Annotated in this window: 15 protein-coding genes; 6 read left to right on the top strand and 9 right to left on the bottom strand. The window is 65.9% G+C overall.

From position 1 onward, the window contains the following. Positions 1-9: 9 nt before the first annotated feature. The 3 genes from ACZ42P_RS05255 to soxA all read left to right on the top strand — a co-directional run bounded on the left by ACZ42P_RS05255 (position 10) and on the right by soxA (position 3,015). Entirely contained in the window at positions 10-1,383 is a 1,374-nt protein-coding gene (locus tag ACZ42P_RS05255) for a sigma-54-dependent transcriptional regulator (protein WP_464899029.1), read from the top strand. Positions 1,384-1,565: 182 nt separating this feature from the next. Then, positions 1,566-2,114 (top strand): sulfur oxidation c-type cytochrome SoxX, encoded by a 549-nt coding sequence (gene soxX / locus ACZ42P_RS05250; protein WP_464899028.1) that lies wholly within the window; start codon positions 1,566-1,568, stop codon positions 2,112-2,114. 16 nt (positions 2,115-2,130) lie between these two features. Next, positions 2,131-3,015 (top strand): sulfur oxidation c-type cytochrome SoxA, encoded by an 885-nt coding sequence (gene soxA / locus ACZ42P_RS05245; RefSeq protein ID WP_464899027.1) that lies wholly within the window; start codon positions 2,131-2,133, stop codon positions 3,013-3,015. Between the two features lie 380 nt (positions 3,016-3,395). Here soxA and ACZ42P_RS05240 read toward each other — a convergent pair whose 3' ends face one another. From ACZ42P_RS05240 to ACZ42P_RS05230, 3 genes are read right to left on the bottom strand one after another with little or no spacing between them, the layout of a single operon-like run. Beyond that, positions 3,396-3,767, bottom strand: a complete 372-nt coding sequence (locus ACZ42P_RS05240) for an SCP2 sterol-binding domain-containing protein (RefSeq protein ID WP_464899026.1) — start codon at positions 3,765-3,767, stop codon at positions 3,396-3,398. 48 nt (positions 3,768-3,815) lie between these two features. Then, a complete protein-coding gene (locus tag ACZ42P_RS05235; protein ID WP_464899025.1) occupies positions 3,816-4,145 on the bottom strand; it encodes a DUF2173 family protein in 330 nt (109 codons plus the stop codon). A 10-nt stretch (positions 4,146-4,155) separates the two neighbouring features. Beyond that, a complete protein-coding gene (locus tag ACZ42P_RS05230) occupies positions 4,156-4,485 on the bottom strand; it encodes a DUF2173 family protein (protein ID WP_347306915.1) in 330 nt (109 codons plus the stop codon). A 181-nt stretch (positions 4,486-4,666) separates the two neighbouring features. Between ACZ42P_RS05230 and ACZ42P_RS05225 the strand changes: the two genes are divergently transcribed. The 3 genes from ACZ42P_RS05225 to katG all read left to right on the top strand — a co-directional run bounded on the left by ACZ42P_RS05225 (position 4,667) and on the right by katG (position 8,932). After that, the gene (locus ACZ42P_RS05225; protein ID WP_464899024.1) at positions 4,667-6,052 is read left to right on the top strand and encodes a sigma-54 interaction domain-containing protein; all 1,386 of its coding nucleotides are present in this window, start codon (positions 4,667-4,669) and stop codon (positions 6,050-6,052) included. Positions 6,053-6,210: 158 nt separating this feature from the next. Then, complete coding sequence (locus ACZ42P_RS05220) at positions 6,211-6,621, top strand: EamA family transporter (RefSeq protein ID WP_464899023.1); 411 nt, start codon at positions 6,211-6,213, stop codon at positions 6,619-6,621. A 136-nt stretch (positions 6,622-6,757) separates the two neighbouring features. Then, the gene (gene katG / locus ACZ42P_RS05215) at positions 6,758-8,932 is read left to right on the top strand and encodes a catalase/peroxidase HPI (RefSeq protein WP_464899022.1); all 2,175 of its coding nucleotides are present in this window, start codon (positions 6,758-6,760) and stop codon (positions 8,930-8,932) included. Positions 8,933-9,295: 363 nt separating this feature from the next. On the opposite strand, the gene ACZ42P_RS05210 is transcribed toward katG, so the two are convergent. The 6 genes from ACZ42P_RS05210 to ACZ42P_RS05185 all read right to left on the bottom strand — a co-directional run bounded on the left by ACZ42P_RS05210 (position 9,296) and on the right by ACZ42P_RS05185 (position 14,726). Then, positions 9,296-9,592, bottom strand: coding sequence for a CopK family periplasmic copper-binding protein (locus ACZ42P_RS05210; RefSeq protein WP_019562338.1), 297 nt, complete (start codon positions 9,590-9,592; stop codon positions 9,296-9,298). A gap of 409 nt (positions 9,593-10,001) precedes the next feature. Further along, positions 10,002-12,359: a heavy metal translocating P-type ATPase gene (locus tag ACZ42P_RS05205; protein WP_464899021.1), complete on the bottom strand. Its 2,358-nt coding sequence runs from the start codon at positions 12,357-12,359 to the stop codon at positions 10,002-10,004. 4 nt (positions 12,360-12,363) lie between these two features. Next, positions 12,364-12,699: a DUF2933 domain-containing protein gene (locus ACZ42P_RS05200; protein WP_459551233.1), complete on the bottom strand. Its 336-nt coding sequence runs from the start codon at positions 12,697-12,699 to the stop codon at positions 12,364-12,366. A 35-nt stretch (positions 12,700-12,734) separates the two neighbouring features. Next, the gene (locus ACZ42P_RS05195; protein WP_464899020.1) at positions 12,735-13,217 is read right to left on the bottom strand and encodes a DUF411 domain-containing protein; all 483 of its coding nucleotides are present in this window, start codon (positions 13,215-13,217) and stop codon (positions 12,735-12,737) included. 24 nt (positions 13,218-13,241) lie between these two features. After that, complete coding sequence (locus ACZ42P_RS05190; protein ID WP_464899370.1) at positions 13,242-13,754, bottom strand: cupredoxin domain-containing protein; 513 nt, start codon at positions 13,752-13,754, stop codon at positions 13,242-13,244. Between the two features lie 54 nt (positions 13,755-13,808). Further along, complete coding sequence (locus ACZ42P_RS05185; RefSeq protein ID WP_165908662.1) at positions 13,809-14,726, bottom strand: copper resistance protein B; 918 nt, start codon at positions 14,724-14,726, stop codon at positions 13,809-13,811. Positions 14,727-14,738: the final 12 nt, after the last annotated feature.

The raw sequence follows: 14,738 nt of genomic DNA, 5'->3' as shown, positions 1-14,738 counted from the left end.
ATGTAGCGTATGGCGCAGTCTGCTGAAACCCAGTCACCGTCCGGGACCGGTTACCGCATCCTCGTGCTGGAGGACGAGCCCGACGTGGCCGCGCTGCTGGCACGCATGCTGGCGTCCTGCGGGCCCCATCAGGTGACCGTGGTCAATGCCGTGGAGGAGCCCCGGCTGCTCCTGGAAGAGGCGCGCCCGCAGGTGGTGTTCACGGACCTCATGATGCCCGGTGCGGACGGCTTCGAGGTGATCCGTGCCTGCCAGGCCCACGATCCCGGCCTGCCGGTGATCGTGGTGAGTGCCCACGCCACCCTGGACAACGCGGTACGCGCCGTGAAGGCGGGGGCTTTCGACTTCCTGGCCAAACCCTTCGGGCTGGATGCGGTGGAGCTGGTGCTGGCCAAGGCCGGCCGGGAGATCGCCGCGCGGGAGCGGGAAGCCCGCCTGGCCGCGCGCGATCCAGAGCTGGAAGCCCTGCTGGGAGAAAGCCCCGCCATGGCGCGGCTCAAGGCCTGGATCCGCCAGGTGCGCGCCACCCGCGCCAACGTCCTGATCGAGGGGGAAAGCGGTACCGGCAAGGAGCTGGTGGCGCGCGCCCTGCATGCCGGTCAGGGGCCCTTCGTGGCCCTCAACATGGCCGCCATTCCCGACACGCTGGCGGAAGCGGAGCTGTTCGGCTACGTGAAGGGTGCCTTCACCGGCGCCAGCCGCGACCGGCCGGGCCTCATCCGGGAGGCCGACGGCGGCAGCCTGTTCCTCGACGAGATCCACGCCATGAGTCCCCTGCTGCAGGCCAAGCTGCTGCGGGTGCTGCAGGACAGGCGGGTGCGCCCCCTGGGCGCGGAGCGGGAATACCCGGTGGATTTCCGCCTGCTCGCGGCGGCCAACGTCTCCCTGGAAGAAAAGGTCGCCCAGGAAGCTTTCCGGCGCGATCTCTACCACCGCATCAAGGTGCTCTACGTGCGTCTGCCGCCCCTGCGGGAGCGGCGCGAGGACATCGGCCTGCTGGCCGAGGCCTTCCTCCACCGCTACGCCCGCGCCCATGGCCGGCGGGTCCGCCGGCTCGCGCCGGAGACCCTGCTTGCCCTGACGCAGGCCGACTGGCCGGGCAACGTGCGGGAACTCGAAAACGTCATCGAACAGGCCGTGATCCTCTGTCCCGAAGGCGCGCTGGAACTGCCCCTTGCCGTGCTGCCCGAAAACCTGGGCGGCCGTGGCTGGCTCGAGGAAGGCAGCAGCCCCGACCGGCCCGCGACGCTGGCCGAAATGGAGCTGCGCTACATCCACACCATCCTGGAGCGCTGCGGACACAACAAGGCCGAGGCCGCGCGCGTGCTGGGGATCGGCTACAAGACCCTGCTGCGCAAGCTCGCCGGCCAGGAATCTTGCTGACTGGGTCAAATTGACCCATGGGCCGCAGCCCGGCGGGTCAGGATGACCCGTCAGACGATCAGGCGCGTCCCGCCCTTCTTTGCTCCGGGCGTGCTGAATCAACACCTTGCCGCGCGGGTTCGCGCTTGGCACGCCCCTTGCTAGGAAAGGGTGTCTTTTGACGCGAAGAGGAGACGACACCCATGAAAATCCAGCAAGGCCTTGCCGCCGTGGCCGTGGGCGTGATGCTCGCCGGCTGCGCCAGCACCGGCGGGGAGACCGCCGCGCGGCCATCCAACATCCTCTACAACCCCGAAGGTCGGAACAAGACCTTGTGGCCCCTTCCGGTAAAGAACAGCGGCACGCTCAAGTACCAGGAGCACCGCCAGGACCTCTCCCGCTGGCCGTCCCTGAGCTACGAAGACCGGATGCCCACTCGCAAGCCGCAGAAGGTCGAATTCAAGGCGCCCCTCAATGGCAATCCGGAGAACGGCAAGAAGCTGGCCATGAACACCCAGAAGGGGAACTGCTGGGCCTGCCATGCCCTGCCCGGCGATGCCCAACCCGGCAGCGGCGGTCCTTCCTTGCTCAAGGTTGGCAGCTGGGGCTATAGCGATGCCCACCTCTACCAGCAGATCTGGGACCGGCGCGTGGCCAATCCGGACACCGTGATGCCGCCCTACGGCACCAACGGTGTGCTCTCGGATCAGGAGATCCGGGACATCGTGGCCTTCCTGCAAACCCTGAAGTGATGCGCGGAGGATGCAAATGAAAAAGACGATTCTCGCCACTTCCCTGGCCCTGGCCATGGCCGGGGGGGCGGCCGCGGCGGACGGCGTGTACCGCGAATACACGCCCTTCCTTGACTACGGCACGCAGCCCAAGGCAGCGGATGATGCGCGCCACACCAACACTTACCAGTACTGGAAGGATCCCAGGCGTATCGATACGGACCGGGCCTATGGCGCCACGACCTCCTGGACGGTGAACTGGAAATTCAAGGACCCCCCCTTCAACGACAGCCTGCATGGCGGACACGAAGCGGAGGCGCGGGGCGAAGAGCTGTACAAGAAACTCAACGCCAACGGCGAATTCGCCCGCTGCATGGGCGCCCGCAACGGGGATCTCAAGGGGCTTCGTCTCACCTATCCCCGCTACGACGAGGACATGAAACGCATCGTGGGGATGGAGGCGCGCATCGAGTACTGCGCTGCGAAGCAGGGCATGAAGCTGGAGAACGGCAGCTACGACAACTCCGCAGTGTCCATCTACATCGGCACCTTCAGCAACGGCATGCCCGTCAACCTCGATGTGAGCAGGGAGCCCATGAAGAGCGCCTTCGAGCGGGGCAAGAAGCTCTTCCACATGAGGGCTGGCTGGACCAATTTCTCCTGCGCCACCTGCCATGTCTCGCTGGCGGGCAAGAACCTGCGCGGCCAGACGCCCACCACCCATTACGGGGACGCGGGACACTGGCCCACCTGGCGCGGCAAGGATGAACTGCAGTCGCTCCATGTGCGCTTCACCGAATGCAACCGCAACAGCGGGGTGCAGCCGCTCAAGATCGGCAGCCAGGAATACACGGATCTCGAGGTCTTCCTGACCGCCCTGAGCAACGGCTATCCGGTGGTGCTGCCCAGCACTCGCGACTGAAGTCCCTCCTCTCAGCCCAAGAGAGCCTTTGGCGGCCCCGTGCCGCCATTTTTTCTCGGGAGGCGCTTCAGCGGCGACCCGGGCCAGCAGAAAGTCCTGGTGATCGCGGCTGAAGCCGCTCCCACGAAGCCACAAGGGTCGGGGCCATATTGTGGGAGGCGCTTCAGCGGCGAGCCGGTGCAGCAGAAAGTCCTGGTGATCGCGGCTGAAGCCGCGCCCACGAAGCCACTGCCACAAGGGTCGGGCCATATTGTGGGAGGCGCTTCAGCGGCGAGCCGGTGGCAGCAAACAGCTTGGTGATCGCGGCTGAGGCCGCGCCCGCACAAGGCCCCTCCGCCAGGGGAAGGCGCAGGACTGGGGAGGGGCTTCGGGAGCGGGGCTCAGGCTTTGCCCAGCAGGGCGATGCTCTGTTCGAAGGGCCCCATGTATTTCATGGCGGTGATCATGGAGCCCTGGAACTTGAGCTTCTTGGTGAGGAGGGCGGCGCGGCCCGAGAGGGAACCCTCGCGCAGGCGCTGCCAGTTCTCCGCGCTGGCCTTCATCACGAAATCCGGCTTGCGCGGCGGGCTGCCGAAGGCGGTGCCCACGGCCCGGCCGTCGTGCACCTCGAGAAAGGCGCTGGGGCGGGAACCATCCTCCCAGCCGTATTCGATCAGGGCGGAAAATCCTTTGAGCCCCGACACCAGCGCCTCGTTGCGGTTCCACATGTCCTTGTAACGCTCGGCCCAGGCGGCCGACAGAAAATCGTCCATCGTTCCTCCAAAAAAAAGCCGGCCGGGTTTCCCCGGCCGGACGCGGCTTCAGGCCGCGGAAAGCGCCTTGAAGATTTCGTTGAAGGAGGCTTCGCCGATGCGGGCGAAGACACCCGTATTGCCCATCACGCACACGGCATACTTGGGCCCGGCCACGGCAAAGCCGGTGGCGGGGGTCCACCCGGATTCACCGCTCATGGCCGTATAGCCGTCGGTCTGCATGCGCGCCATGTGCATGTTGGCGGCACACATGGCGGCGGCCATGGCGGCCTCGTCCTCGGTGATGTCGCCGGCGTAGCCGGTGAGCTTGCCGTCGTCGGAGAAGGTGCCCGCGGCGAACACGCCCTTGATTTTCAGCAGTGCGTTGAGATCGGCCATGTCAGTCTCCTCACAGGGACGCCAGGGTGGCGAAGGCTTTGTCGAAATCGGTGTCCTTGTTTTTCACGAACACCCCCACGTTGCCCACGATCAGGGCGGAGTTCTCGGGACCCGAGACGGCGAAACCGCGAGCCGGCTCGAAGCCGTCCTTGCCGGTGTAGGCCGTCCAGCCCGAGGCTTCCATCTTGGCCATGAGCATGTTGGCCGCGCACATCTGGGCCGCCATCTTCGCCGCCTGCAGCGGGATGTTGCCCACGTAGTTGATGAGCTCGCCGGTGGGGGAGAACTCCCCGGCGGCGAACGCCCCCGGGATGCTCATTGCTTTCATGAGGTCTGCCATTGTTGACTCTCCTTGGGTTGGTCTGACACAGGGATGACCCCTGCACCCGACCGTCCAGCAACACCCGTGCCAGAGTCGAATACAACGTAAATTCAATTGGTTACGAGACAGGCGCGGCGGCGATGTTGCATAAAAGCGTTGCGCGCCCGCCGCTGCAGATATGAAAGGCATTGTTTATCAGATGGTTGAATCGCATGTTGCCGTGGTGCAACATGGCGCCATGCGGGAGCTGCTGCAAAACGAGGCCATCCTGGAGGGACTCCTGGCCGGCATCGACCAGGGGGTGCTGCTCGCCACGGTGGAGGGCCAGGTGCTGTTTGCCAATGACGCCCTGCGGCAGCTCCTGGAGCTGCCCGCCGGGCAGACCCCGCGCAATCTCAATGACGTGGGGGGCGTCAACCTCAAGCTCGCCATCACCCGCGGGCTGATCGAACGGGGTTTCGACGATGCCGTCAGCCGGCGCCAGAAAGGGGTGGTGGAACTGGAGCGCTGGCTGGATCTGCCCTCGGGCCGGCGCTGTTTCCGCCTGCGCACCGGCATCATCGAGCGCGAGAAGGGCGGCGCGGTGCGGCTCGTGCTGCTGCGCGACGTGACGGAAATGGCCCGGCTGCGCGAAGGGGCAGAGGGCGGCGCCGCCCAGGACTTCATCACCCGCGATCCGCGCATGCTGGAAGTGCTGCGTCAGCTGCGTCAGGCCGCGCCCACCGAGGCCTACGTGCTCATGCAGGGTGAATCCGGCACCGGCAAGAATGTGCTGGCGCGCCAGCTGCACCGCCTGAGTCCCCGTGCCGCGCAGCCCCTGGTGGAAGTGAACTGCGCGGCCATTCCCTCGGAACTCCTGGAGTCGGAATTCTTCGGCCACGTCAGGGGCGCCTTCACCGGTGCGGCCAGCGACCGTGCCGGCCGTTTCGCCGCCGCCGATCACGGCACCCTGTTCCTCGACGAGGTGGGCGAGGTGCCCCTCCACCTGCAGGCGAAATTCCTCAAGGCGGTGCAGGAGCGCAGCTTCGAGCCCGTGGGCTCGAACCGCAGCCAGACGGTGGACGTGCGCATCGTCTCCGCCTCCAACCGCAACCTCAAGGATGCGGTGGAGGCACGCCAGTTCCGCGCCGATCTCTACTACCGCCTGTCCGTGATCACCCTGCACATTCCGCCGCTGCGCGCCCGCAAGGCGGACATTCCGCTGCTCATCGACCACTTCCTCGACCGGCTCTATACGCGCGGCTATGCCCGCGCCGTGCTCGCGCCCGAGGCTTTGCGTCTGCTGCTGGACTATCCCTGGCCGGGCAATGTGCGCGAGCTGGAAAACGCCCTGGAGCACGCCCTCATCTGCGCGGTGGACGGCGTGATCCAGCCGGAGAGTCTGCCCCAGGACATCCGTGACTACCACAGCCAGGGCGCGCTGCCCGCCACCCTGCCCCGCAGCGAGGATGCAGACAGCCACCTGCGCGGCCAGATCCTGTTCGCCCTCAAACGCTGCGAGGGCAACAAGGCCGCGGCGGCCAAGATGCTGGGCATCGACCGCACCACCCTGTGGCGGCGCATGCGGCGGCTGGGACTGGCATGACGGGGCCCGTTTCGCACCATCGCATTGCGCGTTGCAAAGAGGGTTGACATCCCGCATCCGCGACGCACCGCCGTCACGGTCCGGCTCTCTCCCCGGTGGGGTAGAACCACGGTGGGGAGCCAAGCATTCAGGTAACCTCCAACAACAGGAAATCAGTCATGCAAACCTGGTATCTGCCGGCCTTTCTCGCCTTCGTCTTCTGGGGCCTGTGGGCCCTGTTCCCCAAGATCACGACCAGCCTCATCGACCCTCGCAGCGCGCTTTTCTTCCAGGCGCTGGGGGCGTTCTGCGTGGCGCTGGTGGTGCTGGCCACCCTCAACTTCCGGCCCCAGTGGGATGCCCGGGCAGTGCCGCTGGCGCTGCTCACCGGCGCACTGGGCATGACCGGCGGCATCGCCTACATGTTTGCCATCTCCCGCGGCCCGGCCATGCTGGTGTCGGTGCTCACCGCGCTCTATCCCCTGCTCACGGTGGTGCTTGCCTGGGCCTTCATGGGCGAGGCGGTGAGCCTGCGCCAGTGGGCCGGCATCGTGCTGGCCCTGGTCGCCATGGCCCTCATGGCCGGCTGAGCCCATCGACTGCATCGATCGTCATCTGGCAAACAATCCATTGGCTCCATGACTGAAACGGGCCTAAGGTGCGGTCGTGGTCGGCGCATGCAGAACGTGCGCCGCCAGTTCCGCAACCCCAACCCAGGAGGCAGTCATGTCCCAGCTTGCACAATGTCCCTTCCACGTCGCCGCGGAAGCCAAGACCCTCGAAGACTGGTGGCCGCAGCGGCTCAATCTGCGCATCCTGCGCGCGCCTGCGCCCGGCTCCGACCCCATGGGGCCCGAGTTCGATTACCGCCGCGAATTCGCAAGCCTCGACCTTGCCGCAGTCAAGGCCGACCTGCGCCGGGTGATGCGCGAGTCCCAGGACTGGTGGCCCGGGGACTTCGGCCATTACGGGCCCCTGTTCATCCGCATGGCCTGGCATTCCGCCGGCACCTACCGCATCGGTGACGGCCGCGGCGGCGCCGGCAGCGGTCAGCAGCGCTTCGCGCCCCTCAACAGCTGGCCCGACAACGCCAACCTGGACAAGGCACGCCGCCTACTGTGGCCGGTGAAGCAGAAATACGGGCGGAAAATTTCCTGGGCCGACCTCATGATCCTGGCCGGCAACGTGGCCCTGGAGGACATGGGCTTGCGGACCATCGGCTTCGGCGGCGGCCGTGTCGATGCCTGGGAACCGGACGAGTCCGTCTACTGGGGCCCCGAGGGCAGGTGGCTGGAGGACCGTCGCCACCAGGGCCGCGCGTTGGAGGATCCGCTGGCAGCCGTGCAGATGGGGCTCATCTACGTCAATCCGGAAGGACCCAACGGCAATCCGGATCCCGTGGCCGCCGCCCACGACATTCGCGATACCTTCCGGCGCATGGGCATGAACGACGAGGAAACCGTGGCCCTCATCGCCGGCGGACACAGCTTCGGCAAGGCCCATGGCGCCGGCCCCGCGAGTCACCTCGGACCCGAACCGGAGGCGGCCCCCATCGAGCAGCAGGGGCTGGGCTGGCTGTCCAGCTTTGGCAGCGGCAAGGGGCCGGACACCATCACCGGCGGGCCGGAAGTCACCTGGACCCAGACGCCCACGCGCTGGAGCCATCACTTCCTGCAAAACCTGTTTGGCTACGAGTGGGAACTCACCAAAAGTCCCGCGGGCGCATGGCAATGGGTGGCCAAGGACGCACCGGCGGTCATCCCGGATGCCTTCGATCCCGAAAGAAAGCATCGTCCCACCATGCTGACCACGGACCTTTCCCTGCGCTTCGATCCGGCCTACGAAAAAATCGCCCGGCGCTTCCTGCAACATCCGGAGGAACTGGAAGCCGCGTTTGCGCGCGCCTGGTTCAAGCTGGTGCACCGGGACATGGGGCCCAAGAGTCGCTATCTGGGGCCTGAAGTGCCGCAGGAGGATTTTCTCTGGCAGGATCCGCTACCGCCGGTGACGCACCCCCTGATCGACGAGGACGACATTGCCCGCCTCAAGGCGCGCGTGCTCGCCAGCGGTCTGGCGATGCGCGACCTGGTCTATGTGGCCTGGTCCGCCGCCGCGACCTTCCGCGGTTCCGACAAACGGGGCGGCGCCAACGGCGCGCGCATCCGGCTCGCCCCCCAGAAGGACTGGCCCGTGAACGAACCGGCCACCCTGGCGCGCGTGCTGGCAGGACTCACGGAAATCCAGGCGGCCTTCAACCGGGAGGCGCCCGGCGGGCGGCAGGTGTCCCTCGCCGATCTCATCGTGCTGGGCGGCTGCGCGGCCGTGGAACAGGCCGCGCGCGCGGCAGGGGTAGCCGTGAGCGTACCCTTCGTCCCGGGCCGAACCGACGCCACGCCGGACCAGACCGACATCGAGGGCTTCGCGGTGCTGGAACCCTTCGCCGACGGTTTCCGCAACTACCTGCGCGCGCCCTCCAGCGTCCCCGCCGAGCATCTGCTGGTGGATCGCGCCCAGCTGCTCAACCTCACCGTGCCCGAAATGACCGTGCTGCTGGGTGGCCTGCGGGTGCTGGAAGCCAACCACGGCGGCAGCCGGGACGGCGTGTTCACCACCCGCCCGGGCGTGCTCGGCAACGACTTCTTCGTCAACCTGCTGGACATGGGCACCCGGTGGACGCCGATCGATGCCGCGCACCACCGGTTCGAAGGGCGGGACCGCAGGACGGGCCGGCTGAAATGGACGGCCAGCCGTGTCGACCTCGTATTCGGCGCCAATGCCGAGCTGCGCGCCGTGGCCGAAGCCTACGCCGCGGCAGATGCCCGCGAAAAATTCGTGCACGACTTCGTGGCCGCGTGGCACAAGGTGATGATGCTGGACCGCTTCGATGTGGTCTGGCATTGACGCCCACGCCGGGCCGGCCGCGGTCGGCCCGGCCAGGTCCCGCAAAGCAAAAACCCCAACCGGGCGTGGTTGGGGTTTGGTCATTGGTGGTGCAGACGCGACCGGAATCCAACCCACTCTCTCAACGATTGAGCAATCCCGGGCAATCCTGCGGGTTGTTGTGGACGCAATGGCCTCGGCAATGAACGCCGGTCAGTCAGTGCAGGGCGGACTCTCACCTTGTGCGGCGCCGATTGACCGGTAGCGTCGCAGCCTACCATCGAGTGGTTAGCCCCAGCTATGACCGATGGCCCGCCAGCGCGTGTTGGTCAACGAGTTGGCCCGACATCCGCTGGCGTGCAGTTCACGAATTGAATCGAGTAGTCAACCGCCGGAATGACCCTGACGGAGAAGACCATCGAGTCGAGCGACCTCGTTGCCGTTGGCTGTAATCTTCTGGCCATCGACCGTTTCGAGCGATTGCCCCTCTTTCAGGTTGATAGCCCGTCCGAACTTGTCTTCCAGCGCCGTCTTGCCGTCCTCGAATACATACAGGGTTCCACCGTCCTTGAGGAGGAACATTTTCTTGGCGCTGGCCGCTGCCGCGTCACCAGCGAACGATGGGGTTACGATGGCGCTCAGCACGGTGGCGGCGACAACAGCGGTAATCCTGGCTTTCATCTCTACACTCCTTTCAATCAAACGTGAAGGCATTTCTGTCAATGCCTTGTGCGACTGCACAGTATGTATTCTGCGAAGTCACCGCTGACGGGAAGATGAGACGGCCGTTACGTATATATCAGATTCCATTCGGGATGGGATCGGGATTAATCGTGTGCCAATCTCAATGCATTCCTGCTCACCGAGGCGGGGCGCGGACTCATCGCCACATCGGTGCAAGTGCTTATGGCGATGCCGACTGGGCGCCAAGTGCGGTATCGGTGTGAGGCGGCTCAGGTGCCGTGGTCGAGAGCATTCCAGGCCTCGATAGGGATCAGGTGTCCAACGTCGGGTGGCAACCGATACGACAGACCCAGCGATCTGGGAGTGCAACCAGCACCCACCACGGCACGCGCGACGATCCTCGTGTTCAGACAAGACGGACGCCGCGCAAACGCAGCGCATTGCCGATCACCGATGCGGAGCTGAAACTCATCGCCAGGGCGGCGATCAACGGTGAAAGCAGCCAACCGGTGAGCGGATACAGCACGCCGGCCGCAATGGGAATGCCCAGTGCGTTGTAGAGAAAGGCGAACATCAGGTTCTGCTTCATGTTGCGGACCGTGGCCACTGACAAGGCGCGCGCCACCGCAATACCGCGCAGGTCACCCTTGACGAGCGTGATCTGTGCGCTGTTCATCGCCACGTCGGTGCCGGTGCCCATGGCGATACCGACGTCGGCCTTTGCCAAGGCCGGGGCATCATTGATGCCGTCACCAGCCATCGCAACGATACGCCCCTCGCGCTGCAGCCGCTCCACCAGTTGCAGTTTGTCGGCGGGCTTGACCTCGCCATGCACCTCATCGATGCCCAAGCGCGCCGCCACGGCCTTGGCCGTGGTCAGACCGTCGCCCGTGGCCATGACGACGCGCAAGCCCTCCGCGCGCAGCGACGCCAGCGCTTGCGGTGTGGTCTTCTTCACCGGGTCGGCGACGGCCAGGACTGCGGCGAGCACGCCATCGACGGCCAGATGCATCACGCTGGCACCCTCACCGCGCAGCGCCTCCGCCCGCTCGGCCAATGGCCGCACGTCCACACCGAGCTGTTCCATCAGCGCGGTGTTGCCCAGTGCCACGGCATGTCCATCGACGCGCCCGCGCACGCCGATGCCTGAGTGCGAGTCGAACTCCTCGGCGCGTGAGAGCACCAGGCCCTGCTCGCGCGCGGCCGTGACGATGGCTTCCGCCAGCGGGTGCTCGCTGCCCTGGTCGAGGCTGGCAGCCAGTCGCAAGGTTTCGCCGGCGGTGAAGCCTTCGGCTGCGATCGTCGTCTGATAGCGCGGCCGGCCCTCGGTCAATGTGCCGGTCTTGTCGACGATCAGGGTATCGACCTGGCGCATTTTCTCGATCGCGGCGGCATCGCGAAACAGCACCCCCTGCGTAGCCCCTCGCCCGGTCGCCACCATGATCGACATGGGCGTGGCCAAGCCCAGCGCGCAGGGGCAGGCGATGATCAGCACAGCCACGGCGTTGATGAGGCCAAAAACCCAACGCGGTTCCGGCCCGAACAGGCCCCAGGCAAAAAAGGTCAGCACGGCGATGGACACCACCGCGACCACGAAATAGCCCGCCACGACATCGGCCATGCGCTGCATCGGCGCCTTGGACCGCTGCGCCTGCGCCACCATCTGCACAATCTGGGACAGCATGGTCGCCGAGCCGACACGTTCGGCGACCATGACGAGCGCGCCACTGGTATTGAGCGTCGCACCGATGACCTTGTCGCCCACCCGCTTGGTCACGGGCAGGGACTCCCCCGTCAGCATCGATTCGTCCACAGCGCTGCTGCCCTCGATTACCGTACCATCTACCGGAACCTTTTCGCCGGGTCGAATGCGCAGCCGATCGCCGACATGGATGTGCGTCAGGGGCACGTCCTCTTCCGTGCCATCGTCGCGAAGGCGCCGGGCGGTCTTGGGGGTCAGTCCGAGCAAGGACTTGATGGCGGCCGAGGTCTGCGAACGCGCCTTGAGTTCCAGTACCTGCCCCAGCAGGGTCAGGGAAATGATCACCGCCGCCACCTCGAAGTACACCGCGACCCGTCCCATGGACACGAACGAGTCCGGGAACAGTTGTGGGGCCACGGTCGCCGCCACGCTGTAGACGAACGCCGCCCCGGTGCCCAGCCCGATCAGGGTCCACATGTTCGGGCTGCGATGGACCACGGACTGCCAGCCGCGCACGAAGAACGGCCGACCCGCCCACAGGACGATGGGCAGGGACAGAACGAGTTCGATCCAGGTCTGTGTGCGCGCCTCGAACCAATGCAACTGGTGGCCGAACATGGCAAGCACAGTGACCATGACGGTCAGCGGCAGGGTGCACCAGAAGCGGCGCTGGAAATCGCGCAGCTCGGGACTCTCTTCTCCTTCGAGATCCGGCAGCACCGGCTCCAGCGCCATGCCGCACTTCGGACAATAGCCGGGGTGATCCTGCCGGATCTCGGGGTGCATGGGGCAGGTGTAGATCGTGCCTGCCGCCAGCGCCGGCGCTTCGACAGACGAAGGCTCATGGCCGCTGTAGGCATAGCGCGCCGGCTCGGCGACGAACTTCGCCCGGCACTTGGCGCTGCAGAAGTAAAAGAGTCGGCCTGCGTGCTCGACGTGGTGCTCGGACTGCGCGGTCACGTCCATGCCGCAGACAGGGTCCTTCAGACCTTCGGCCCACTGCAGTGCGCTCGGGTGGTCGTGGGCGTGTCGGCGGTGTTCGTGGTCTGATCGCAGGTCCATGACTTCACGCCTCCCTGTTGGCGGGTTTGTCGGGCGGCGCACCATGCCCGCCATCGCCACCGTGGCCATGCAGCAGGTGCATCAGCGGGCACGCCAGCAGCAACAGGTACACCCAATTGCCTGCGACATGGATCCAGTGCTCGCGCAGCAGATAGAAGCCGCCGATGAGGGCAACCATCAGCAACGCGGTCCTCATGCGCCGATTCAGGCCGGACTGGCCGCGCGTGTCGTGGAGGTGTTCTTGGTCAGTCGCGTTCATCGCGGTGTTCCCTTCATCGAGGATCGGCGCGGTCGGCGCCGGCCTCCTGTTCCAGGTTGCAAGACCGCTGCTGCGCCTCATGGATCCAATCGGCACACGGTCAGTGCATGGTTTCTTCACGGATAAGAACCGAAAACTTGCGCTGCTCCGTCTTTCCCAACCAGCAAGACCTGGTAGGCATCACGTCGGCCGCCATACACCGGCCCGTCCATGCCGGGTGAACCAATGGGCATGCCCGGCACCGCCAAGCCCAGGGCTTGGGGCTTTTCCTTGAGCAGCCGCTGGATGTCCGTTGCGGGTACGTGGCCTTCGATCACATAGCCCTGGATCAGGGCCGTATGGCAGGAACCGAATTTCTGCGGCATCCCGAGGCGAGTGCGGGCTGCGCTGTTGCCCTGGTCGACGGCACTCACGCGGAATCCGCTTTTCTCCAGGTGGGCAATCCAGTCCTTGCAACACCCACAGTTCGGGTCCTTCCACACCTGCACGGCAAGCGTCTGCGGTGCGGCGGCTGGTGCCAGGGAGGGAAGACTCAGCGCAAGCACCGCCAGCAGCAGCCTGCGCCGCCGGGGGAACGGTTGATCACCGGTTTGGTGCATGACAAGGACCCCCGGTGACGCTGCTTACTCGACGACGATCTTGCCCACCATGCCCGCTTCCATATGGCCGGGGATGAGGCAGGCGAAGTCCACCGTACCGGGCTGATCGAACTGCCAAACCAGCCCGCCGCGCTGGCCAGGCTGGAGCGTCACCATGTTCGGCTCGGCATGCTGCATCTGGGGCATCTTGCGCATCATCTCGGCGTGCGTCTTGAGTTCCTTCATTGAGCCGATCACCATTTCGTGCGGCACCTTGCCCGTGTTCTTGACGAAAAAGCGGATGGTCTCGCCCTTCTTGACCGCGATGTTCGCCGGCGTGAACCGCATCGAGTCGTCCATGACCACCTCGATGGTGCGGTCGACCTTGGCGGGATCGCCTGGTTTGCCGACGTTGGAGTGTGATGCGCCACCGTGCATCGAACCGTGCATGCCTTGCATGTCGTGCCCGGCCATGCCATGGCCGCCCTGATGATTGCCGGCGGCCAGCGCCAACACAGGCAACGCGCTCAGCGCCAAAACGCTCAAGGTTTTCTTCATCATCGGTTTCTCCTTAGGGTTGGTGAATAAGATCGGAGTTGCGCGTGGCGGCTTCTAGAACCACAGCCGCACACCCGCCACATAACGCGTTTCCCGGGTACGCTGTCCTTCGGCGCGCGCAAAATCGGCGGTCTGTCCGAACTTGCCAGCCCATTCGACGCCGACGTAGGGCGCGAACTGGCGCGAGAACTCGTAACGCAGGCGCAGGCCTGCCGCCGCATCGGCCAGCCCACTTCCCAGGCCACGCGCTTCATCGCGCTGGCGATACAGATTGACTTCCATGCGGGGCTGCAGAATCAGGCGCTGGGTGAGCAGGAGTTCGTACTCGCCCGACAGGCGCAGTGCCGTGCGTCCCGAGCTGCCGACGTAGGCGGTGGCATCGACATGGAACCAGTACGGCGCGAGTCCCCGGATGCCGAAAGCGAGCCAGGTCCGGTCAGGCCCCGTGCCGCTGTCCTGCCGCACCCCGAGTTGGGTGTCCCAGTACGAGGCGATCGCATGGCCCCACAGGACCTCCGTGCGTGCCTCCTCCAGTTTGCCTTTGGCGACGTCACCCTCGGCCTTGAGGACCAGGCGGTCGTAGGTGCCGCCGAACCAGGCTTGCGCGTCATAGGCGGTCGCGTTCCCGTCCTTCGTGTAAACGCGCTCCAGGCGATCGAGGAGCACGCTGCCGAACGCATGTTCATCGGACAGCCGAAGTTGCCGTGGCCCGGGGAGTGCGTAAGGGCCCGACTCCAAAGTCAAGCCATTGGAATACGCGTGCGGATCACGGGCATCGGCGGGGGCGGGGCCGCCCTGCATGTTCATGCTGCCGTAGTCCATGGTGGCGCTCGCGGGCGATTCGGCTCGCGTTGGGGCTGGAGCCGTGCCCGGGTGCCCGGCATGGCCGCCGCCTTCCATCGTTGTTTGCGCCCAGACGGGTGCCGCACCGAGCAACACCAGCGCCGCAGTGAAGAGAGAACAGGGTTTCATGGCGAATCTTCT

The sequence above is a fragment of the Thiobacter subterraneus genome (genome assembly GCF_055379455.1).
This window is presented reverse-complemented; position numbering and strand designations above follow the sequence as displayed.